The organism is Streptomyces albidochromogenes (assembly GCF_005981925.1).
Classification (GTDB): Bacteria; Actinomycetota; Actinomycetes; order Streptomycetales; family Streptomycetaceae; genus Streptomyces; species Streptomyces albidochromogenes.
This window is the reverse complement of record NZ_VBVX01000093.1, coordinates 1-21,639: the sequence shown is the minus strand read 5'-3', so window position 1 is coordinate 21,639 and position 21,639 is coordinate 1. Positions and strand designations below refer to the sequence as shown.

Below are 21,639 nucleotides of genomic sequence, written 5' to 3'. Positions count from 1 at the left end.
CTGTATAAGAGACAGGGCAGAGCGTGGACCAGGCGCAGCAGCTCCGCCAGGTCCCGGCCGCCGGCGGGCCGTACGGACGCGGGCAGCCGGTGCCACAGCGTCACCGGGTGGCCGTCCACCACGCGCGGCTTCGGTTCCGCGGCCCGGACGGCGGGGACGCCCGAGGAGGCGAGCCAGGCGGCCACGGCCAGTTCGCGCTCGGCGCGGGCCGTCAGCTCCGGGTCGCGCCGCCCCACCTTGGCGACCAGGGCGCCGGCCGCGAACACCGCGTTCTCGCCCAGCGCCAGCAGCTGCGCGTCGTCGGCGGTGGCGGGAAGCCCGGCGGTGGCCAGGACCTCGCGTGCTCGTGTCTCGTCCATGACCACGGATTCTCGCATCACCGCAGGTGGGGTTGACGAACCGACGACCCGTCAGCACGATGACGGGGGCCGCCGGGGCGGCCGTGGTCCGAACGGCCGAGCCGCCCGAAGGAGCCGATCACGTGATATCCACGACCGCGAAGGCGCGGTCCGGCAGAGGTTCCCGCAGGGGCGCGGACCACGGCGCCTGGTTCCTGGTGCTGCCCGCGCTCATCCCCATCCTCGTCCTCAGCGTCGGCCCGCTGCTCTACGGCGTCGCCCTCGCCTTCACCGACTCCCAGTCGGGCCGCACCACCGCCACCCAGTGGACCGGGCTGCTGAACTTCCAGGACCTGCTGCACGACACGCTGTTCTGGGACTCGTTCCGGATCGGCCTGCTGTGGGCGGTCGGCGTGACCGTTCCGCAGTTCCTGCTGGCCCTCGGCCTGGCCCTTCTGCTCAACCAGAACCTCCGCTTCCGCTGGCTGGCCCGGGCGCTCGCGATCATTCCCTGGGCCATGCCCGAAGTGGTCGTCGGCATCATGTGGCGGCTGGTCTACAACCCCGACGCCGGCATCCTGAACGAGACCGTCCGGGACCTCGGCCTGGGCGACGGGCGCGACTGGCTGACCGGCCTCGCCACCGCCCTGCCCGCCGTGATCCTCGTCGGCGTCTGGGCGGGCATGCCGCAGACGACGGTCGCCCTGCTCGCCGGCCTCCAGAACACCCCGCCCGAACTGCACGAAGCGGCCGCCCTCGACGGCGCGGGGGCGTGGCGCCGCTTCCGTACCGTCACCTGGCCCGCCGTCAAACCGGTCGCCCTCGCGATCACCGCGCTCAACTTCATCTGGAACTTCAACTCCTTCGCGCTGGTCTACGTCCTGACCAACGGCGGCCCCGGCGGCCGCACCCGCCTCCCCATGCTCTTCGCGTACGAGCAGGCCTTCCGGTACGGCCAGTTCGGGTACGCCGCCGCGATGGGCTGCGTCATGGTCGCGGTGATCTCGGTGATGCTCGCCTTCTACCTCGTGGGCCGCCTGAAGGGAGGCGACGACCAGTGACGATCCGTACCAGCAGGTCCGCGCGCGCCGGCCAGTACCTCGCGCTCCTCGCCTACCTGGTCTTTCTCGCCTTCCCGTTCCTGTGGCTCGTCTCGACGGCCTTCAAGCCGCCGCGCGAGCTCGGCTCACTGCACCCCACCTGGATCCCGCACAGCCCGACCCTCGACAACTTCCGCCAGGCGTTCGACGAACAGCCCCTGCTGGCGGCGGCGCTCAACAGCCTCGTCGCCGCGCTGTCGGCGGCCGTGATCGCGGTCCTCCTCGCGACCCCGATGGCGTACGTCATGGCCCGCCACCGCACCAAGCTGTCCGCCGCCGCCACCGGCTGGGTCGTGGTCAGTCAGGCGTTCCCCTTCGTCCTCGTGATCATCCCGCTGTTCCTGATCCTCAAGAACCTCCACCTCATCAACTCCCTGGTCGGCCTGGTCATGGTGTACGTCGTGTGGTCGCTGCCCTTCGCGCTCTGGATGCTGGTCGGTTACGTGAGGGCCGTACCGCGCGAGCTGGAGGAGGCAGCCGCCGTCGACGGCGCGAGCAGGCTCCGGACGCTCGTCTCCGTCGTCGCCCCCCTGCTGGCCCCCGGCATCGTCGCCACCGCGCTGTTCGCGTTCATCACCGCGTGGAACGAGTTCTTCTTCGCGCTCGTCCTGCTCAAGACCCCTTCGACGCAGACGTTGCCGGTCGTCCTCACCCACTTCCTCGGCGCCGAGGGCGTGGCCGACCTCGGCCCGCTCGCCGCCGCCGCCTGCCTCGCCACGCTCCCCTCCCTCGTCGTCTTCGCCCTCATCCAGAAGCGCATCACGGGCGGGATGACGGCCGGGGCGGTGAAGGCGTGATGCGAGGTCTGACCGGACGCGCGACGACCGTGCGGCGCACGCGGCTGGGCGCCGCGGCCGCCGTCCTCGCGCTGCTGCTCACCGGCTGCTCGGACGACGGCCGCGGGAAGGACGCCGACGGCGTGATCACCCTGCGTTTCCAGTCCCTCGCCTGGCAGAAGGAGTCCGTCGACGCCAACAGGGAACTCGTCGACGAGTGGAACGCCGCGCACCCCGGCGTCCGGGTCGAGTACGTCCAGGGCAGCTGGGACAGCGTCCACGACCAGTTGCTGACGTCCTTCGAGGGCGGTGAGGCGCCGGACATCATCCACGACGCCTCGGACGACCTCGCCGACTTCGCACACGGCGGCTACCTCGCCGATCTGCGCGAGCTGCTGCCCGCCCGGCTCAAGAACGACATCCCCCGGCGCAGCTGGCAGACGGCGACCTTCGGCCAGGGGGTGTACGGCGTGCCGTTTCTCCAGGAGCCGAGGGTCCTGATCGCGAACGAGAAGATCCTCAAGGCGTCCGGTGTACGCGTGCCGACCGTCAGGAACCCATGGTCCTGGGCCGAGTTCCGTCAGGTAGCCAAAGAACTGAGCGGCGGCGACGGAAAGACGTACGGTGTCGCCTGGCCCCTCAAGGACCCGGTCTCGGCCACCTTGAACCTCGGGCTCTCGGCGGGCGGGCAGCTCTTCCACCGGGGAACCGACGGCAAGGTGAAGGTGCGCTTCACCGAAGGCGACGCCGTCGTCCCGCGCACGATCCACGACCAGGTCGGCACCGACCGGAGCGCGTCGGCCGCCACGCTCGGCATGGGCGGCTCCGACACCCTGCCCGGCTTCTTCGGCGGCAAGTACGCCATGGTGCCGCTCGGCTTCTCCTACCGGCAGCAGATCGTCCAGCAGGCGCCCGAGGGCTTCGCGTGGAAGGTGCTGCCGGCCCCGGCGGGCGCCGACGGCCCCACGCAGGGGGTGAGCCCGCAGACACTTTCGATCGCGCGAGACAGCCCGTACAAGAAGGAGGCGATGGAGTTCATCGACTTCTTTCTGCGGCCCTCGAACATGGCGCGCCTCGCCAAGGGCGACTGGATGCTGCCGACCGGCGCCGCCGCTCTGAAGGACCCCGCCCTGCGCGCGGAGAAGGACGGCTGGGCGACCGGCGCCGCGCTCGCCGAGCACCTGGTCCCGGCGCCGGCCCAGTCCGTGCGCGGCTACCCCGAATGGAAGGACAAGGTGGCGACCCCCGCCTATCAGGAGTACTACAGCGGCGCGATCGACGCGCAGGAGCTGGAGAAGCGCCTGGTGGAGGACGGAAACCTGGTCCTCGCCCGCTACCAGCGCTGAAGGAGGAGGGGGTATAGGTTGCACGAGACGTCTCGTCTCGTTATGGTGGCGGCATGACATCACGCAGGCGTGCCCACATCGCCATGTTCTCCATCGCCGCCCCCGGGCACGTGAACCCGAGCATCGAAGTGATCCGGGAGCTCGTCGACCGTGGCCACCGCGTCTCGTACGCGATCCCGCCGTCCTTCGCCGACCGGGTCGCCGTCACGGGAGCCGACCCGGTCCGCTACACCACGACCCTCCCCACCGAGGACAACCCGGAGGCGTGGGGCACGGAGCTGATCGACAACATCGAGCCGTTCCTGAACGACGCGATCCAGGCGCTGCCCCAACTGGCCGAGGCGTTCGACGGGGACGAGCCGGATCTCGTCCTCCACGACATCACCTCCTACCCGGCCCGCGTCCTCGCCCACCGCTGGGGCGTGCCCGCCGTCTCGCTCTCCCCGAACCTGGTCGCCTGGGAGGGGTACGAGGAAGAGGTCGCGGAGCCGATGTTCGCCGAGCTGAAGCAGTCCGAGCGGGGGCGGGCGTACTACGCGCGCTTCCGCGCCTGGCTGGCGGAGAACGGTCTGGAGGGTCTGGACCCCGACGCCTTCACGGGCCGCCCGCCCCGCAGCATCGTCCTGATCCCCAAAGTCCTCCAGCCCCACGCCGACCGGGTCGACGAGTCGGTCCACTCCTTCGTCGGCGCCTGCCAGGGCGACCGGGCGGGCCAGGGCGGCTGGCAGCGCCCGGCCGGTGCGGACAAAGTCCTGCTGGTGTCGCTCGGTTCGACGTTCACCAAGGTGCCGGACTTCTACCGGGAGTGCGTCAAGGCCTTCGGCGACCTGCCGGGCTGGCATGTGGTGCTCCAGATCGGCAGGTTCGTCGAGGCGTCCGAGCTCGGCGAGGTGCCCGCCAACATCGAGGTGCGCGACTGGGTGCCCCAACTGGCCGTCCTCCAGCAGGCCGACGCCTTCATCACCCACGCGGGAGCCGGCGGCAGCCAGGAGGGCCTCGCCACCGGTACGCCGATGGTCGCCGTGCCGCAGGCCGTCGACCAGTTCGGCAACGCCGACATGCTCGTCTCGCTCGGTGTCGCCCGCAGGATCGACACCGCGGACGCGACCGCCGAGGCCCTGCGCGCCGCCGTCCTCGGCCTCCTCGACGACCCGGAGGTGGCCCGCAGGGCAGCGGAGATCCGCGCGGGTATGGCGGCCGAGGGAGGCACCGCCCGGGCCGCCGACCTCATCGAGGCGCAACTGCCCGTCGCGTGACCGGGGTAGCGTCTGCGTGATCGTCGGAGACCGGCACGGGGGGTACGGAAAGTGAAACGCAAGTGGTTCGCGCTGGTCTGCGGAAGCGCGCTCACGGCGACCGCCGTGGCGGCCGGCGCATGGACGACGTGGTTCCGGCCGCCGTACGCCCTGGCCGACACGCCGTCGGCCGACGTCACGGTGAGGGCGCACACGTCCCGGTACCCCGACGTCGCGGAGACGGCCGAGGACGTCGACGGCCTGCTCAGGGTGTACGTGCAGCGGCTCAAGGCCGGGGATGCCGAAGGGCTGGCGCGGCTCGCGGGACCGGACTACGACCGGCCCGACGCCGAGGCGCGCACGCTCGTGGGGAAGTACGGCGCGGGGGCGCGGGGGCACGTGGAGGCCACAGTCGCCGAAGGACTGGTGGACTACTTCCAGCAGGTGGAGCTGGTGTACGACAAGACCGGGCAGCGGCAGGAGCTTCTGCTCGTCAAGGACGACGGGCACTGGTGGGTCGCGCTCGGCGACGGTGACCCGGCCGCGGGGATGTGATTCGAGAAGGCGGCCCGCACGCCCCCGAGGGTGTGCGGGCCGCCCGCGCGCTCACGCGGCTCAGACGCGTATCCGCTCCGGCTCCTCCTCGGCCCGCGAGGACGCCGGCGGCGGCGGCGCGACCGCCGACTCGTCGTGGGTCAGGTCCGGCAGCCACCGCAGCCACCTGGGCAGGTACCAGTTGCGGTCGTCGAGCAGCGCCATCACCGCCGGCAGCAGGACGCCCCGGATGATCGTGGCGTCGATGAGGACGGCCGTCGCGAGCCCCACGCCCATCTGCTTCATCGACTGCATCGAGAGCGTGCCGAAGATGGCGAACACCGCGACCATGATGACCGCCGCGCTCGTCACCACCCCCGCCGTCGTCACCACGCCGTGCGCGATGGCGTCCCGGGTGGTCCTGCCCCGCATCCGCGCCTCACGGATCCGGGAGACGACGAAGACGTGGTAGTCCATCGAGAGCCCGAAGAGGATCACGAAGAGGAACAGCGGCAGCCACGAGATGATCGCGCCCACGCCCTCCGCGCCGACCAGTGAGGCGCCCCAGCCGTGCTGGAACACGGCGGTCAGGATTCCGTACGCCGCGCCCACCGACAACAGGTTGAGCACGATCGAGGTGACCGCGATCGTCAGCGACCTGAAGCAGAGCAGCATCAGCAGGAACGCGAAGACCACGACGAAGGCGAACACCGGCACCACCGCGCCGACGATCTGGTCGTTGAAGTCCTTCGAGCCGGCCACCTGCCCACTGATCGGCGCCTCCACACCCGCGACCTTGCCCAGGGTCTGGGGGCGCACCTCGTCGCGCAGCAGGTCCAGGCTCTTCTCGGCCCGCTCCTGATCCGAGCCGCCGACCAGCGGCACGTCGATGATCGCGATGTTCTCCTTCGCGTGCGTGACGACCTCGACCGGTCCCTGCGAGGCGCCCGACGACACGGCCCGCTCCCGGAAGTCCGCGATGGCCCGGCGCACCGGCGCGGCGTCGATGTCGTCGGCCTTCACCACGACCTCGGCCGGGTCCGCGCCGCCGGGGAAGGCCGCGTTGAGCCGCTCGTAGGTACGGACGATCGGCACCGAGTCGCCGAACTCCTGGTCCAGCGTGAGGTTCTGCGTCTTCATGCCGACCGCCGGCGCCGCGATCGCGACCAGCAGACCGACCGCCAGCACCAGCGACAGCTTCGGCCTGCGCAGCACGCGCGCGAGCACCGCACGCCAGAACCGGCTCTCGCCGTTGACCCCACCGCGCTTGAGCCGCCCGATCAGCGGCACGCGGCCCTTCTCGACGCGCTCGCCCAGCAGGGAGAGCAGCGCGGGCAGTACGGTGACCGAGCCGACCATCGCCACCGCGACGACCATCAGCGAGGCCAGGCCCATCGCCTCGAACTCCGCGAGCCCGGTGAAGAGCATCCCCGCCATCGCCACGCACACCGTCACGCCGGAGACGACGACGGCCCGCCCGCTGGTCGCCGCCGCGATCCGCAGCGCGGTCTGCGGATCGTGCCCGGCCTCCCGCTCCTCCCGCTCGCGCCGCAGGTAGAACAGGCAGTAGTCGACGCCGACCGCGAGTCCGACCAGCAGCATCACCGAGTTCGCCGTCTCGCTCATCGGCTGGACGTGGCTCACGACGCCCATCAGGCCCATCGTCGCCAGGATGGCGGTGATGGCGAGCGCGACCGGCAGCAGCGCGGCGACGAGCGCGCCGAACGCGATCAGCAGGATGCCCAGCGCGACCGGCACGGCGGAGAGTTCGGCCTGTTTGAAGTCGTCACCGAAGGCGTCTTCGAAGGTCTTGTTCATGCTGGCGCTGCCGATCTCCTCGATCACCAGCCCCCGGTGCTCGTCCTGGACGCCCGCGACGGCCTTCAGGACCGGCTCGACCCGCTCCGAGGCCGAGTCGGGGTCGCCGCGCAGAGTGAACTGCACCAGGGCGCTGCGGCGGTCCTTGGAGATCGTCCCGGTGTCGTACGGCGAGGTCACCGCGGCCACGTCACCGGTGCCCTCCACGGCGGTCATCACCGCTTCCACGGCCCGGCGGAACTCCGGGTCGCCGCTGGTCGTTCCCTCGGTGTCCGACTGGATCAGTACGCTCTCGCCCGCCGGTTCCTCGAGTTCCGCCTCCTCGACGATCCGCATCGCCGTGCCGACCTCGCCGGACAGCTGCTGGCTGTCCTTGACGTCGACCCGCCCCACCGCCGAGCCCAGTCCCATGGCCAGGACGACGAAGAGCACCCAGATGCCCACCGCCGCCCACCGGTGCCGGGCGCTCCACGCGCCGGCCCGGGCGGCTATCCCCCCGGCGGCGGTGTCCTTCGCCGCGCTCCTTGCCTTCCCCATGACCGGCCAGCCCCCTCGTGCTCCAGGGGTCGCGGCACCGCGCCGCCACCTCCACTGACGAAGCTAGGGGTGCGGCCGCCGGGTTCCCTCCTGCTGCTTGCCGAGCCGTGGGCCGGACTTCTCCACCCTGGGGGGAGGAGACGTCTCCCCCTGAGGGGGAAGGCCGGGACGCAAGCCCCTTACACGTAAAGGGGGTTGAGGTGGGCTGCCCGACTTGGCGCGCGCTGACCGTTTTCTTATTACGAAACCTTGTTATGTAAGTAACAGGCGCATGAAGGTCTTGATCTGAGCGCGTCAATCGGTCAGGGTTTCGAGTCAGCCCCGGGAGATCTTCCGGTCCGGAGGCCATTCCCCCCACATTTTGACGAGGAGACCCCTCTTCATGGCACTTCACAAGCGTTCCAGCCGTCTGAAGCTCACCGCGGCGATCACCGCCGTAGCGGCGGCGGCCGGAGTGACCGTACTCGGCTCGTCCTTCGCCGGAGCGGCACCCGCCGCCCAGGGCCACGTCTACGGAGCCGACGCCAAGGGCGCCGTCGCCGGCAGCTACATCGTGATGCTGGACGAGAAGGCAGACAAGCAGGATCTGGCCAAGGAGTACGGCGGCAAGCTCCAGCGGAACTACAGCTCCGCCATCAACGGCTTCTCCGCGAGCGGCCTTTCGGAGACCGAGGCCAAGCGCCTCGCCGCCGACCCGTCCGTCGCCAAGGTCGTCCAGAACAAGAAGTTCACGATCAACGCGACGCAGGACAACCCGCCGTCCTGGGGCATCGACCGCATCGACCAGGCCGACACGGCCGGCGACAGCAAGTACACCTACCCGGACAACGCGGGCGAGGGTGTCACGGCGTACGTCATCGACACCGGTGTCCGCATCTCGCACAAGGACTTCGAGGGCCGTGCGAGCCACGGCTTCGACGCCGTGGACAACGACGACTCCGCCGACGACGGCAACGGCCACGGCACGCACGTCGCCGGGACCATAGCGGGCGCCGCGCACGGCGTGGCCAAGAAGGCGAAGATCGTCGCCGTCCGTGTCCTGGACGACCAGGGCTCGGGCACCACCGAGGGCGTCGTCGCCGGCATCGACTGGGTCACCAAGAACCACCAGGGCCCGTCCGTCGCCAACATGAGCCTCGGCGGCGGCGCCGACGAGGCCCTCGACGAGGCGGTACGCAAGTCCATCGCCTCCGGCGTCACCTACGGCGTCGCGGCGGGCAACGAGTCGAGCGACGCCGGCCAGGGCTCGCCGTCCCGCGTGAAGGAGGCCATCACGGTCGCCTCCAGCACCAAGGACGACGCCCAGTCCGACTTCTCCAACTTCGGCGCGGTGGTCGACATCTACGCGCCGGGCTCGGACATCACCTCCTCCTGGAACGACAGCGACGAGGGCACCAAGACCATCTCCGGCACCTCCATGGCGACCCCCCACGTCGTCGGCGCCGCCGCGGTCTACCTCGCCGGCCACAAGGACGCCACCCCGGACGCCGTCGCCAAGGCGCTGACCGACGGCGCCACCGCCGACAAGATCGGCAACCCGAGCGAGGGCACCCCGAACAAGCTGCTGAAGGTCGTCGAGTAAGGACACGGCCCCAGCCCCGAACGGGCGGTCGTCGTACTCTCCCCCACGGGGTGCGGCGGCCGCCTATCGTGTGGGCCATGACCATGACGTACGCCGCTCTGCTGCGCGGAATCAATGTGAGCGGGCACAAGAAGGTGCCGATGGCGGAGCTCCGGGAGCTGCTCGCGGAACTGGGCCACCGGGACGTCCGCACGTACCTCCAGAGCGGCAACGCCGTCTTCACCACCGACGCGGGGGACTCCGAGGACGCCCTCGCCGCCGCCCTCGAACGGGCCGTCGAGAAGCACTTCGGGTTCCGCGTCGACTGCCTGGTCCGCAGCGGCCCCTACCTCGCGGCCGTGGCGGACGCTTGTCCCTTTCCTGCGGCCGAGCTGGAGGGCAAGCAGCTGCACGTCACGTATTTCTCCCGGCCCGTGACCGCCGACCGCTTCGCCCCCGTCGACCCGGCGGCGTACCTCCCCGAGGAGTTCCGCCTCGGCGACCGCGCCCTCTACCTCTACGCACCGGACGGCCTCGGCCGCTCCAAGCTCGCCGAAGCGCTCGCCAAGCCGGCCCTCCTCAAGGGGATCAGCGCGACCACCCGAAACTGGAACACGGTCGCCCGGCTCGTGGAGATGACACGATGACGTCCCGCCGCACGCGCCATGCCGTCATCGGGGCGGGGGCGGTGGCCGGCACCCGCGCGCCGGATCAGTGACGGCGGCGCACCTGACGGCCCCGGTGGACGCGGGCTGAGGGATACGTGCGCATCCCGCGGGCCTACGCGCTGACCGCCGCCAGGCCGACCGGCACCCGGGCCTCGTCGTAGCGCGTCAGCAGCAGCCGGGCCAGCTCCGGGCACGCGCCCAGTACCTCTCCCAGCACCTCCGCGCCCGACTCCCGCGCCCCGCGCGCGATCCGGTCCGGCAGGAAGCCGGGAGCGACGACGTACGGGGCGACGGCGACCCGCCGCACCCCGGGGACCGCCCGCACGTCCCGTACCGCGTCCTCGGTACGGGGGCGCCCGGCAGATACAGCGGAGGCGAACGCAGGCCGCACGGCGCACCAACCGGTGTGCCGCAGCTCCCGCGCGATTTCAGCGATCACTGCGATCGCCTCCGGGTCCGAGGAGCCCGCCGAGGCCAGAACGACCCCGGTCGAGCTCTTGTCACCGGGCGTCAGCCCGGCTTCGTACAGCCGCCGCTCCAGCGCGGTGAGCAGCAGCGGTGAAGGGCCGAGCACCCCCGCCTGGTGGATCCGCAGGCGCGGCAGCCGCGCCGACGCCTCGTGGAGTACGGCGGGGATGTCGGCCTTCGCGTGGAACGCGCGGGTCAGCAGCAGCGGCAGGGCCACCACGTCCCGTACACCCTCGGCCGCGAGGCCCTCCAGCACCCGGGGCACCGCCGGGGCGTTGAAGTCCAGGAACCCGGTCTCCACGCGCAGCCCGGGCCGCAGCGCCCGCACCCGCGCCACGAGCGCGTGCACGGTCGCGGCGTGCCGCGGATCGCGGCTGCCGTGCGCCACGACGAGGAGAACCGGACGACGGAACATGGTGATCAGCCCTTGGTCAGCAGGCCACGGCTGCGCAGCACGCGGCGCTCCAGCGGGGAGAAGAACAGCAGGTCGATGCCGATGCCGACGACCAGGATCAGGATGATGGTGGCCAGCACACCCGACATGTCGCTGTAGGTGCGGAAGTTCTCCATCAGCTGTCCCAGACCCGTCCCGAGGTCCGGCGAGTTGGCGATCAGCTCGGCCGCCATCAGCGAGCGCCACGAGAACGCCCAGCCCTGCTTCAGGCCGGCCAGGTACCCCGGCAGCGCGGCCGGCAGCAGGACGTGCCGGATGCCGTTGATCCCGGTGGCCCCGATGGTGCGGCCGGCCCGCAGGTACAGCGGCGGGATCTGGTCGACGCCGGCGACGAGCCCGTTCGCGATCGACGGTACGGCGCCCAGCAGCACCACCGCGTAGATGGTCGCGTCGGTCAGCCCGAACCAGATGATCGCGGCGGGCACCCACGCCACCGACGGCAGCGACTGGAGCCCGGACAGGATCGGCCCGATCGCCGCCCGTACCACCTTCACCCGCGCGACCAGCAGGCCGAGCGGCGTGCCGATGGCGACCGAGACCGCGAAGCCGAGGGCTCCGCGCGAGACGCTGGTCCAGATGTAGCCCAGCAGCGTGCCGTCGAGCCACATCTGCTCGACGGAGTGCCACACGTCGAGCGGGCCCGGCAGGACGTAGTCCGGCTTGAGGTCCGAGGCGGCGGCGAGCTGCCACAGGGTGAGGACCAGGGCGATGGCCACCAGCGGCGGCACCACCTTGGCCAGCAGGACCCGCCCGAGGCCGACCCGCTCGGTGGAGTGCGTGGTCTCCAGGGCGTCCAGGCCGGCCTCCAGGCCCGCCAGGTCGTTCTTGGGACGCGCGTCCCTCGTATCAGTGCTGGCCATGTCGGCGGATCTCCCCCCGCAGCTGTTCAGTGATCTCTACGGACAGGTCGGCGACCGCGGAATCCTCGATCCGGCGCGGCTGCGGGATGCCGACCTTCCACTCGCGCGCGATGCGCCCCGGACGGGACGACAGCAGCACCACGCGCTCGGCGAGGCGGACGGCCTCGCGGACGTTGTGGGTGACGAAGAGGACCGACACGCTGGTCTCGGACCAGATCCGCGTCAGTTCCTCGTGCAGTACGTCGCGGGTGATGGCGTCCAGCGCCGCGAACGGCTCGTCCATCAGCAGCAGGTCGCTGTCCTGGGCGAGCGCACGCGCCAGAGCGACGCGCTGGCGCATACCGCCCGACAGCTCGTGCACCCGCTTCCCGTACGCCCCCTTCAGTCGTACGAGCTCCAGCAGCCGCTCGGCCTCGCCGCGCCGCTCGGCCTTCGCCATGCCCCGCATCTTCAGGGCCAGTTCGATGTTCTTGCCCGCCGTCAGCCACGGGAAGAGCGCGTGCTCCTGGAACATCAGGGCGGGCCGTCCGCCGGGCACGTCGATGGTGCCCGCGGACGGCCGGTCGAGCCCGGCGACCAGGTTGAGCAGGGTCGACTTGCCGCAGCCGGAAGCCCCCAGCAGGGTCACGAACTCGCCCGGCGCGACATCGATGCTGATGTCGTCCAGTACGAGCTGCTGCGCGCCGGGCCGGCCGAACGACTTCGACACGTGGTCGATCCGTGCGGCGTACTGAGCCGTGTCCACGGGCGCGGCGGACTGCTTGAGGTCGAGTGTGGTGGCCATGAGCCTCACCTCCTGAGGGCGTTCCGGTTGCGGGAAGGGGCGGTTACTTGGCGCCGAGTCCGGCGTCCTCGACGGCGGGCTGCTTCTCGGCCTTCAGCACCTTGTTGAGGAGCGTCAGGTCGTAGATGCCGTCGAGCACCGGGTCCTTGAGGAGGCCGGCCTTCACCGCGTGATCCGCCTCGTCGCGCAGCGTCGAGGCGAGCGGGTCATTGGTCGTCTCGACGTTCGCGAAGGCCGGGTCGAGCACCTCGGCGGGCAGCTCCTTGCCGGAGTCCGCCTTGAGCTTGGCGTTGACGACGGCCTTCGCCTCGTCGGGGTTGGCCTTGATCCAGGCGTTGCTCTTCACGGAGCCGCGCAGCACCGCCTCGACGACGTCCGGGTGCTCCTTGAGGAACTTCTGGGAGACGATCACGTTCGTGATGACGAACTTGCCGTCCTTCCAGAGCTTCCTCTCGTCGAGCAGCACCTTGCCGCCGCCCGCGACCAGCTTGGACGCGGTGGGCTCCGGGACCCAGGCGCCGTCCAGCGCGCCGGACTCGAAGGAGGCGGGGATCTCCTTGTTGTCCTGACGGACGACGGAGACGTCGCCCTTGCCGGTGTCGGGGTCGACCTTCAGGCCCTTCTCCGACAGGTAGTTCAGCAGCGCCACGTCCTGCGTGTTGCCGAGCTGCGGCGTCGCGATGCGCTTGCCCTCGAGGTCGTCCAGGGACTTGATCTTCTTCGGGTCGACCACGAGCGAGACGCCGCCGGAGGCCGAACCCGAGATGATCCTGAGGTTCTGTCCCTGGGACTTCGTGAAGCCGTTGATCGCGGGGGAGGGGCCGATCCAGCCGATGTCGATGGCGCCGGCGTTGAGGGCCTCGATCTCCGACGGGCCCGCGTTGAAGACCTGCGGCTTGACCTCGGTGCCGCCGAGCTCCTTCTGGATCAGGCCCTTCTGGAGGCCGACCAGGGCGGTGGCGTGGGTGACGTTCGCGAAGTAGCCGATCCGGACTTCGTCGACGCCGCCGATCTTCTCGCCCTTGGCGACGGGGGCGACCTTGTCGTCCTTCTCGGCCTTCGAACCGTAGCCGCAGGCACCCAGCACGCCGATCAGCAGCGGCAGGGCGGCGGCAGCGGCGAGGCTGCGGCGAAGGGTGGTACGGGGGGCTTGCACGGGAGGCGTTCCTCTCGATGGCCCGGCGTCACACCTCTCGCGCTGAGCGGGGTGTGCCCGGGAATCCGGCGGGTCTTCGTCGGTACGGCGGACGGTGGTGCGGCAGGGCGCGCAAGCGGTGCGCGTACGTCATCGGGCACATCGCCCGACCCCGCCCTGGCCGCTGCCGAGGGTGCCGCTGCCGACGCGGCCGCCCTCTTTCGCGAACGTCGCGTAGATGTCGAGGGGTGGCATCAGAAGTCCCACCCCTCGTCGTCCGCCACGGCCTTCACCGTCTCGGCGGCGAACGAGTCGCCCGCCATGCCGGCCGCCAGCGTCGTACCGTCCGCCGGGTCGATCAGCAGGAACGATCCCGTGCGGCGCGAGTCGCGGTACGCGTCGAGCGCGAGCGGCTCGGCGGTACGGACCTTCACCCGGCCGATGTCGTTGGCGACGAGCCGGCCCGGGTCCGGATGCTGGGACAGGTCGTCCAGCGTCAGCCGCGACGGGATCTCCTTGACGATCGCCTTGACCGTGCGGGTGGTGTGCTTGAGCAGCACCCGCTGGCCCACGGTGAGCGGCTGGTCCGCCACGTGGCAGACGGTCGCCTCGACGTCCTGCGTGGTGCGCGGCGCGGAACCGCTCGGCGCGATCAGGTCGCCGCGCGAGATGTCCAGGTCGTCGGCGAGCGTGACGGTCACCGACTGCGGCGCCCACGCGATGTCGACGGCCTCGCCCAGCGCGTCGATGCCGGCGATCGTCGACGTACGGCCCGACGGGAGCACCGTCACCTCCTCGCCCACGCGCAGCGCCCCGGACGCGATCTGGCCGGCGTAACCCCGGTAGTCGGGGTGCTCGGCGGTCTGCGGGCGGATCACGTACTGGACGGGGAAGCGGGCCTTGCAGCTCGCCAGGTCGTGGCTGACCGGGACCGTCTCCAGGTGCTCCAGCACGGTCGGGCCGCCGTACCAGTCCATGTTCGCCGAGGGCTCCACGACGTTGTCACCGGCCAGCGCCGAGATCGGGATCGCGGTGATCTCCGGCACGCCCAGCGAGGCGGCGTACGCCGTGAACTCCTCGGCGATCGCGGCGAAGACGGGCTCGGCGTACTCGACCAGGTCCATCTTGTTGACGGCCAGCACCACGTGCGGGACGCGCAGCAGGGCCGCCACCGCCGCGTGGCGGCGGGTCTGCTCGACGACGCCGTTGCGGGCGTCGACCAGCACGACCGCCAGCTCGGCGGTGGACGCGCCCGTCACCATGTTCCGGGTGTACTGCACGTGCCCGGGGGTGTCGGCGAGGATGAACCGGCGGCGCGCGGTCGCGAAGTAGCGGTACGCCACGTCGATGGTGATGCCCTGCTCGCGCTCGGCCCGCAGACCGTCGGTCAGCAGGGCCAGGTCGGGCGCCTCCTGACCGCGCTTGAGGGACGCCGCCTCGACGGCCTCCAACTGGTCGGTGAGGATCGACTTGGAGTCGTGCAGCAGCCGCCCCACGAGGGTGGACTTGCCGTCGTCGACGGAACCGGCCGTCGCGAAACGCAGCAGGGTGGTGGCCGACAACTGCTCGGTCAGGCCCGTGGTGGTGGTCATGGTTAGAAGTACCCCTCGCGCTTGCGGTCTTCCATCGCGGCCTCGGACATCTTGTCGTCGGCGCGGGTCGCGCCCCGCTCGGTGAGCCGGGAGGCGGCGATCTCGGCGATCACGGCTTCGAGCGTCGTGGCGTCGGAGTCCACGGCGCCCGTGCAGGACATGTCACCGACTGTGCGGTAGCGGATCAGCCGTGTCTCGACCCGCTCGTGCTCCTTGGGGCCGCCCCACTCGCCCGCCGTCAGCCACATGCCGTTGCGGGCGAACACCTCACGCTCGTGGGCGTAGTAGATGGCCGGAAGTTCGATCTTCTCGCGGGCGATGTACTGCCACACGTCCAGCTCGGTCCAGTTGGACAGCGGGAACACGCGCACGTGCTCGCCCGGCGCGTGGCGGCCGTTGTAGAGCTGCCACAGCTCGGGGCGCTGGCGGCGCGGGTCCCACGCGGAGAACTCGTCGCGCAGCGAGAACACCCGCTCCTTGGCGCGCGCCTTCTCCTCGTCGCGCCGCCCGCCGCCGAACACCGCGTCGAAGCGGTGCTGCTGGATGGCCTCGGTCAGCGGCACGGTCTGGAGCGGGTTGCGCGTGCCGTCCGGCCGCTCCCGCAGCTTCCCGGCGTCGATGTACTCCTGCACGGACGCGACGTGCAGCCGCAGCCCGTGCTCGGCGACCGTGCGGTCGCGGTACTCCAGCACCTCCGGGAAGTTGTGCCCGGTGTCGACGTGCAGCAGCGAGAAGGGGACCGGCGCCGGCGCGAACGCCTTGAGCGCCAGGTGCAGCATGACGATGGAGTCCTTGCCGCCGGAGAAGAGGATCACCGGCCGCTCGAACTCGCCCGCCACCTCGCGGAAGATGTGGACGGCCTCGGACTCCAGGGCGTCCAGGTGGCTGAGCGCGTACGGGCTGTCGGTGCCCTCGTTGACGCTGGTGGCGGTCGTCGTCATGCCAGACCCCTTTCGGTGAGCAGCGCGTGCAGCGCGGCTGCGGACTCCTGCACGGTCTGCTGGTGCGACTCGATGCGCAGGTCGGGCGACTCGGGAGCCTCGTAGGGGTCGTCGACCCCGGTGAGTCCGGAGATCTCGCCGGCCGCCTGCTTGGCGTACAGACCCTTCACGTCGCGTACGGAGCACACGTCCACCGGCGTGGCGACGTGCACCTCCAGGTACGCGGTGCCCTCGCTCTGGTGGCGCTTGCGTACGGCCTCGCGGCTGTCCGCGTACGGCGCGATGACGGGCGCCAGGGCCAGCACGCCGTTGCGGGCGAGCAGTTCGGCGACGTAACCGATCCGCTGGACGTTGGTGTGCCGGTCCTCGCGGCTGAAGCCGAGGCCCGCCGAGAGGAACTCGCGGATCTCGTCGCCGTCCAGCACCTGGACACGGCGGCCTTCGGCCTTCAGCCGCGCGGCCAGCTCGTAGGCGATGGTGGTCTTGCCGGCGCTCGGCAGACCCGTGAGCCAGACAGTGGCCCCAGTCACGTGGTTCTCCTGATCGTTCGTCATCAGCCGTGCAGCCCGCATTCCGTCTTGTTGCGCCCGGCCCAGCGGCCGGCCCGGGCGTCCTCGCCCTCCTCGACCCTGCGGGTGCAGGGCGCGCAGCCGACGGACGCGTAACCGTCCATCAGCAGCGGGTTGGTGAGGACGCCGTGCTCGGCGACGTACGCCTCCACGTCCTCCTGCGTCCAGCGGGCGATCGGCGAGATCTTGACCTTCTGCCGCTTCTCGTCCCAGCCGACGACCGGGGTGTTCGCCCGGGTCGGGGACTCGTCGCGGCGCAGGCCGGTCGCCCAGGCGCGGTAGCCCTTGAGCCCGTCCTCCAGCGGCTTGACCTTGCGCAGGGCGCAGCACAGGTCGGGGTCGCGGTCGTGCAGCTTCGGCCCGTACTCGGCGTCCTGCTCCTCGACGGACTGCCAGGGCAGCAGCGTGATGACGTTGACGTCCATGACGGCCTCGACGGCGTCCCGCGTCCCGATGGTCTCCGGGAAGTGGTAGCCGGTGTCGAGGAACACGACGTCCACGCCGGGCCTGGCGCGGGAGGCGAGGTGGGCGACGACGGCGTCCTCCATGGAGGAGGTCACGCAGAAGCGGTCACCGAAGGTGTCGGCGGCCCACTTGAGGATGTCCAGGGCGGAGGCCTCTTCGAGGTCCCGCCCGGCTTGTTCCGCCAGCGACTTGAGATCTTCCTGAACCACTGTCATATCTCGTCCCCTCCACCGTCGTCGCGCCGGACCCCGCGGGCGAGCAGCCCGAGGAACTTCAACTGGAAGGCGCGGTTGCACGCCGCGCATTCCCACGCGCCGTGACCGGTCTCGTTGGGCCGCAGGTCCTCGTCGCCGCAGTACGGGCAGTGGAACGGCGCCGCACGCTCGCTCATGACAGGTCCCCGTCGCCCGCGCGGGCCACCCAGGTGGCGAACCGCTCGCCGGACTCGCGCTGCTCCTGGAAGCGGAGCAGGACGCGCTCGACGTAGTCGGGCAGCTCGGCCGAGGTGACCTTCAGGCCGCGGACCTTGCGGCCGAAACCGGCCTCGAGACCGAGCGCGCCGCCCAGGTGCACCTGGAAGCCCTCGACCTGGTTGCCGTCGGAGTCCAGGACCAGCTGACCCTTGAGACCGATGTCCGCCACCTGGATACGGGCGCAGGCGTTGGGGCAGCCGTTGATGTTGATGGTGATGGGCTCGTCGAACTCCGGGATGCGCCGCTCCAGCTCGTCGATGAGCGACGCGCCGCGCGCCTTCGTCTCGACGATCGCCAGCTTGCAGAACTCGATGCCGGTGCAGGCCATCGTGCCGCGCCGGAAGGGGGACGGCGTGACCCGCAGGTCCATCGCCTCCAGGCCGGCGACCAGCGACTCGACCTGCGCCTCCTCGACGTCGAGCACGATCATCTTCTGCTCGGCGGTGGTCCGCAGCCGGCCGGAGCCGTGCGCGCCGGCCAGGTCGGCGATCTTGGTCAGCGTTGCGCCGTCCACGCGGCCGACGCGCGGGGCGAAGCCGACGTAGAAGCGGCCGTCCTTCTGCCGGTGCACACCGAGGTGGTCGCGCCAGGTGCCGGTGGGCTGCTCGGGCGCGGGACCGTCGACGAGCTTGTGCTTGAGGTACTCGTCCTCCAGGATCTGGCGGAACTTCTCCGGACCCCAGTCGGCGACGAGGAACTTCAGGCGGGCGCGGGTGCGCAGGCGCCGGTAGCCGTAGTCGCGGAAGATGCCGATGACGCCGCCGTAGACGTCCGGGACCTCGTCGAGCGGCACCCAGGCGCCCAGCCGGACACCCAGCTTGGGGTTGGTGGACAGGCCGCCGCCGACCCACAGGTCGAAGCCGGGCCCGTGCTCGGGGTGCTCGACGCCGACGAACGCGACGTCGTTGATCTCGTGCGCGACGTCGAGCTGCGGGGAGCCGGACACCGCGGACTTGAACTTGCGGGGCAGGTTGGAGAAGTCCGGGTTGCCGATGAAGCGGCGCTGGATCTCGTCGATGGCGGGGGTGCCGTCGATGATCTCGTTCTCGGCGATGCCCGCGACGGGCGAGCCGAGGATGACGCGGGGCGTGTCGCCGCACGCCTCGGTCGTCGAGAGCCCGACCTCTTCGAGCCGCCGCCAGATCTCCGGTACGTCCTCGATCCGGATCCAGTGGTACTGGACGTTCTGCCGGTCGGTGAGGTCGGCCGTCCCGCGCGCGAACTCCTGCGAGATCTCACCGATGACGCGCAGCTGCTCGGTGGTCAGCCGGCCGCCGTCGATGCGCACGCGGAGCATGAAGTACTCGTCGTCCAGCTCCTCCGGCTCCAGGATCGCGGTCTTGCCGCCGTCGATCCCGGGCTTGCGCTGGGTGTAGAGGCCCCACCAGCGCATGCGTCCGCGCAGGTCGTTGGGGTCGATGGAGTCGAAGCCCCGCTTGGAGTAGATCGTCTCAATGCGTGTCCGCACATTGAGACCGTCGTCGTCCTTCTTGAACTGCTCGTTGCCATTGAGGGGGGTGAAGTGACCTACGGCCCACTGACCCTCGCCACGGTGGCGTCCGGCCTTGCGGCGGGGCGTGACGGTAGCGGGCTTATCCGGCGTGGCGGCCATGGTTGTTCGTCCTTCTCTGGCGGCTCAAGGGGTGGCGGTACGCGCCGACCGTCCCCATGACCAGCGAAAGACGGTCGGACACGGCAGACCGGAGTGCCCCGCCGGGTGGGCGGGGATCACGCGCGTATCGGGGTGGCCGGCTCGTCCGCGACGGCGGGGACGGCTAGTGGGTGCGGCGGTGCTGTGCTGTCAGCCCACCGGACAGATGGCGCTGGACATGCGGCCGAGGTCGACGTGCCGCCGACTCACCAAGGCAACTCCAGCTGAAGACATGACGGAAGCGTGTCACGGGGATCTCCGGCCAGTCCACCACCGCCCACAATGTGGACAACAATGTCCCGAATGGCGAGACGGTGTGTCACCGGTCACTTTCGCGGCGACTTTCGGCCGGGTCCGTCGGCCGGTCCCGGGCCGGTCCGGGACCGGCCACCCGGGCGCGGGTTCCGGCCCTCGCCCGCAGGTCGCTCAGGCCCGCGCTCCGGGCCACGGCCCCGGGCTCGCCACGTCCGCCTCCTCGGCGGTCTTCGTCTCGAAGAGCCGGAAGCCCCGCCGCAGGTAGTTGTCCATGGCGTGCGGCCCGTCCTTGCTGCATGTGTGCAGCCACACCCGCTTCGTCTGCGGCCGCTGCGGCCACCGCTCGGCCAGGTCCCACGCGCGCGCGACCCCGTAGGACAGCAGATGGCCGCCGATCCGCCGACCCCGGAAGGCCGGGAGCAGACCGAAGTACATGATCTCCACGACGCCCTCGTCCTGCGGGTCCAGTTCGACGTACCCGGCGGGAGTGCCGTTCTCGTACGCGACCCAGGTCTCGACACCCGGCCGGTCCAGCGCCGCCCGCCACTGCTCGTACGTGAGCCCGAGCCGGTCCGTCCACCGGATGTCGCCGCCCACCGCCGTGTAGAGGAAGCGGCTGAACTCGGGGGAGGGGATCTCCGCCCGGACGATCCGCAGGTCACCGGGCGGCGCCGCGGCCGGCCGCAGATCGTCGGGAGAGGTCTGTTCCAGGGACCAGGTGGTCACGGTCACGGTGCTCATGCGGCAAGCGAACCATGCGCCCGGGCCCTGGCCAAAGCCGGGCGCGTACGGGATGATCTCGCCGCGCCACGCCACCCCCCGCATCCCTTGGCAGAAGGATGTCCATGTCCCGTCGCACACCCCGCGGCCTGCTCGTCGCGGCCACCCTCACCGCGGCCCTCGCCTCCCTGACGGCACTGACCGTGCCCGCCGGAGCATCGGCCGGTCCGCAGGCCCGCCTTTTCATGGTCAACCCCGTCCAGTCCTCGAACGACCAGTCGCTGACCGACGCGAAGGACTCCGCGGCCGCCGTCCCCTCGTCCGCCTACGCCGCCGCCGCCCTGCGCAACCTCGACGCGAGCGGCGGGCTGTCCGGCAGGTGGGCCTCCGTGAGATCGGACACCGGCGCCTCCGCGAAGATCGCGGACGCGGGGGCGTACGACCGCCACGACGACCAGTTCGAGCAGGTCATGGCCTACTTCTGGGTCAACGAGTCGCAGGAGTACCTCCAGGGCCTCGGCTTCGGCAGCGAACTGCCCGGGGCCAACGACCGGGCGCAGCCGATCCGTATCAACCAGTGGGGCTCCGACAACTCCTTCTTCACCGACAAGAAGGCGGAGATCCGCTTCGGCAAGGGCGGCGTCGACGACGCCGAGGACGCCGACGTCGTCATGCACGAGTACGGCCACGCCGTGCACCACGCGCAGGTGCCCGGCTTCGGCACGTCGGTGGAGGCGGGCGCGATCGGTGAGGCGTTCGGCGACTACCTCGCCGTGACGGTCGGCGCGCACGCGGCGGCGAAGTACGGCTGGCCCCTCAAGGCCGACCTGGCGTGCGTCGCGGACTGGGACGCGGTCTCCTACTCCTCGACCGCGCCGCACTGCCTGCGCCGCGTAGACGGCGACAAGGTGTACGACGACCGGGTCGGCCAGGTGCACGCCGACGGCCAGATCTGGTCCCGGGCGCTCTTCGACATCCGCTCGCGGCTCGGCGCGCGCACGGCGGACCGCGTCATCGTGAACGCCCAGTTCGGCTTCGCCCCGGACACCAGCTTCTCGGACGCGGCCCGCACCACGATCGCCACCGCCCGCGCGATGCACGGCGCGGCGGCCGAGACGGCGGTACGGGACGCCTTCCGGGCCCGCGGGATCCCGGGCGTCTAGTACGCCCGCTTCCCCCGCCGGCCTCCCGCCGGCGGGGGAGAGGCGCCGCGCCGGACGGCCGCTGGTCGCAGCCGGTGCGCGAGGGCGACTGCCCGCCGCCGGGGTTCGCCGTCCGCCGCGAGGGCGGGACCGGCGGTGAGGGGCGCCCCCGGTGCGCCCCGTCCCCGGACCCCGGCCGGGCCGCGCCCCCCTTTTA

General features: G+C 71.2%; 21 protein-coding genes and 1 pseudogene. 8 read left to right on the top strand and 14 right to left on the bottom strand.

Translation table 11 applies throughout. The features are described 5' to 3' along the window. Positions 1-359 (bottom strand): phosphotransferase (locus E2E34_RS14780; RefSeq protein ID WP_341870219.1); only part of this gene is annotated, 359 nt, incomplete at its 3' end. 122 nt (positions 360-481) lie between these two features. Here E2E34_RS14780 and E2E34_RS14775 point away from each other — a divergent pair. The 5 genes and pseudogenes from E2E34_RS14775 (at position 482) to E2E34_RS14755 (ending at position 5,350) form a co-directional block, all read left to right on the top strand. Then, positions 482-1,399 carry a carbohydrate ABC transporter permease gene (locus tag E2E34_RS14775; protein ID WP_138902376.1) on the top strand — a complete coding sequence of 306 codons (918 nt, stop codon included), beginning with the start codon at positions 482-484 and terminating at the stop codon, positions 1,397-1,399. Beyond that, entirely contained in the window at positions 1,396-2,235 is an 840-nt protein-coding gene (locus E2E34_RS14770) for a carbohydrate ABC transporter permease (RefSeq protein WP_208765244.1), read from the top strand. Before E2E34_RS14775 ends, E2E34_RS14770 begins: the two co-directional genes overlap by 4 nt. Continuing rightward, a complete protein-coding gene (locus tag E2E34_RS14765) occupies positions 2,235-3,560 on the top strand; it encodes an ABC transporter substrate-binding protein (RefSeq protein WP_138902375.1) in 1,326 nt (441 codons plus the stop codon). Before E2E34_RS14770 ends, E2E34_RS14765 begins: the two co-directional genes overlap by 1 nt. A gap of 18 nt (positions 3,561-3,578) precedes the next feature. Then, positions 3,579-4,816: pseudogene (gene mgt, locus E2E34_RS14760) on the top strand (macrolide-inactivating glycosyltransferase). 51 nt (positions 4,817-4,867) lie between these two features. Further along, positions 4,868-5,350: a hypothetical protein gene (locus E2E34_RS14755; RefSeq protein ID WP_244315746.1), complete on the top strand. Its 483-nt coding sequence runs from the start codon at positions 4,868-4,870 to the stop codon at positions 5,348-5,350. 60 nt (positions 5,351-5,410) lie between these two features. Here the strand turns inward: E2E34_RS14755 and E2E34_RS14750 are convergent, their stop codons facing one another. Beyond that, positions 5,411-7,684, bottom strand: coding sequence for an MMPL family transporter (locus E2E34_RS14750; protein WP_138902373.1), 2,274 nt, complete (start codon positions 7,682-7,684; stop codon positions 5,411-5,413). 382 nt (positions 7,685-8,066) lie between these two features. Between E2E34_RS14750 and E2E34_RS14745 the strand changes: the two genes are divergently transcribed. Together E2E34_RS14745 and E2E34_RS14740 are read left to right on the top strand one after the other, a co-directional pair. Then, the gene (locus E2E34_RS14745) at positions 8,067-9,266 is read left to right on the top strand and encodes a S8 family peptidase (RefSeq protein WP_138902372.1); all 1,200 of its coding nucleotides are present in this window, start codon (positions 8,067-8,069) and stop codon (positions 9,264-9,266) included. A 77-nt stretch (positions 9,267-9,343) separates the two neighbouring features. After that, a complete protein-coding gene (locus E2E34_RS14740; RefSeq protein WP_138902371.1) occupies positions 9,344-9,892 on the top strand; it encodes a DUF1697 domain-containing protein in 549 nt (182 codons plus the stop codon). Between the two features lie 133 nt (positions 9,893-10,025). Here E2E34_RS14740 and E2E34_RS14735 read toward each other — a convergent pair whose 3' ends face one another. From E2E34_RS14735 to E2E34_RS14685, 12 genes are all read right to left on the bottom strand, one after another. Further along, positions 10,026-10,796: a sirohydrochlorin chelatase gene (locus tag E2E34_RS14735; protein ID WP_167518288.1), complete on the bottom strand. Its 771-nt coding sequence runs from the start codon at positions 10,794-10,796 to the stop codon at positions 10,026-10,028. A gap of 5 nt (positions 10,797-10,801) precedes the next feature. After that, complete coding sequence (locus E2E34_RS14730) at positions 10,802-11,695, bottom strand: ABC transporter permease (RefSeq protein ID WP_138902370.1); 894 nt, start codon at positions 11,693-11,695, stop codon at positions 10,802-10,804. Beyond that, positions 11,682-12,479 carry an ABC transporter ATP-binding protein gene (locus tag E2E34_RS14725; protein ID WP_138902369.1) on the bottom strand — a complete coding sequence of 266 codons (798 nt, stop codon included), beginning with the start codon at positions 12,477-12,479 and terminating at the stop codon, positions 11,682-11,684. Before E2E34_RS14725 ends, E2E34_RS14730 begins: the two co-directional genes overlap by 14 nt. Before the next feature lie 43 nt (positions 12,480-12,522). Further along, a complete protein-coding gene (locus tag E2E34_RS14720; RefSeq protein ID WP_138902368.1) occupies positions 12,523-13,635 on the bottom strand; it encodes an aliphatic sulfonate ABC transporter substrate-binding protein in 1,113 nt (370 codons plus the stop codon). Between the two features lie 233 nt (positions 13,636-13,868). Beyond that, positions 13,869-15,206 (bottom strand): sulfate adenylyltransferase subunit 1, encoded by a 1,338-nt coding sequence (locus E2E34_RS14715; RefSeq protein ID WP_138902367.1) that lies wholly within the window; start codon positions 15,204-15,206, stop codon positions 13,869-13,871. A gap of 2 nt (positions 15,207-15,208) precedes the next feature. Next, the gene (cysD, locus tag E2E34_RS14710; RefSeq protein WP_138902366.1) at positions 15,209-16,147 is read right to left on the bottom strand and encodes a sulfate adenylyltransferase subunit CysD; all 939 of its coding nucleotides are present in this window, start codon (positions 16,145-16,147) and stop codon (positions 15,209-15,211) included. Continuing rightward, the gene (gene cysC, locus E2E34_RS14705; RefSeq protein ID WP_386716576.1) at positions 16,144-16,719 is read right to left on the bottom strand and encodes an adenylyl-sulfate kinase; all 576 of its coding nucleotides are present in this window, start codon (positions 16,717-16,719) and stop codon (positions 16,144-16,146) included. Before cysC ends, cysD begins: the two co-directional genes overlap by 4 nt. Further along, a complete protein-coding gene (locus E2E34_RS14700) occupies positions 16,701-17,396 on the bottom strand; it encodes a phosphoadenylyl-sulfate reductase (protein WP_138902364.1) in 696 nt (231 codons plus the stop codon). The genes cysC and E2E34_RS14700 overlap by 19 nt, the downstream gene beginning before the upstream one ends. Next, on the bottom strand, positions 17,393-17,572 hold the full coding sequence (locus tag E2E34_RS14695; RefSeq protein ID WP_138902363.1) for a hypothetical protein: 180 nt from the start codon (positions 17,570-17,572) through the stop codon (positions 17,393-17,395). The genes E2E34_RS14700 and E2E34_RS14695 overlap by 4 nt, the downstream gene beginning before the upstream one ends. Beyond that, entirely contained in the window at positions 17,569-19,266 is a 1,698-nt protein-coding gene (locus E2E34_RS14690; RefSeq protein WP_138902362.1) for a nitrite/sulfite reductase, read from the bottom strand. The genes E2E34_RS14695 and E2E34_RS14690 overlap by 4 nt, the downstream gene beginning before the upstream one ends. A 189-nt stretch (positions 19,267-19,455) precedes the next feature. After that, entirely contained in the window at positions 19,456-19,539 is an 84-nt protein-coding gene (locus E2E34_RS37235) for a putative leader peptide (protein ID WP_355250053.1), read from the bottom strand. A 192-nt stretch (positions 19,540-19,731) separates the two neighbouring features. Beyond that, on the bottom strand, positions 19,732-20,301 hold the full coding sequence (locus E2E34_RS14685) for a GNAT family N-acetyltransferase (RefSeq protein ID WP_138902361.1): 570 nt from the start codon (positions 20,299-20,301) through the stop codon (positions 19,732-19,734). Positions 20,302-20,405: 104 nt separating this feature from the next. Here E2E34_RS14685 and E2E34_RS14680 point away from each other — a divergent pair, with 104 nt between their 5' ends. Further along, positions 20,406-21,443: a M4 family metallopeptidase gene (locus E2E34_RS14680; protein WP_244315744.1), complete on the top strand. Its 1,038-nt coding sequence runs from the start codon at positions 20,406-20,408 to the stop codon at positions 21,441-21,443. Positions 21,444-21,639: the final 196 nt, after the last annotated feature.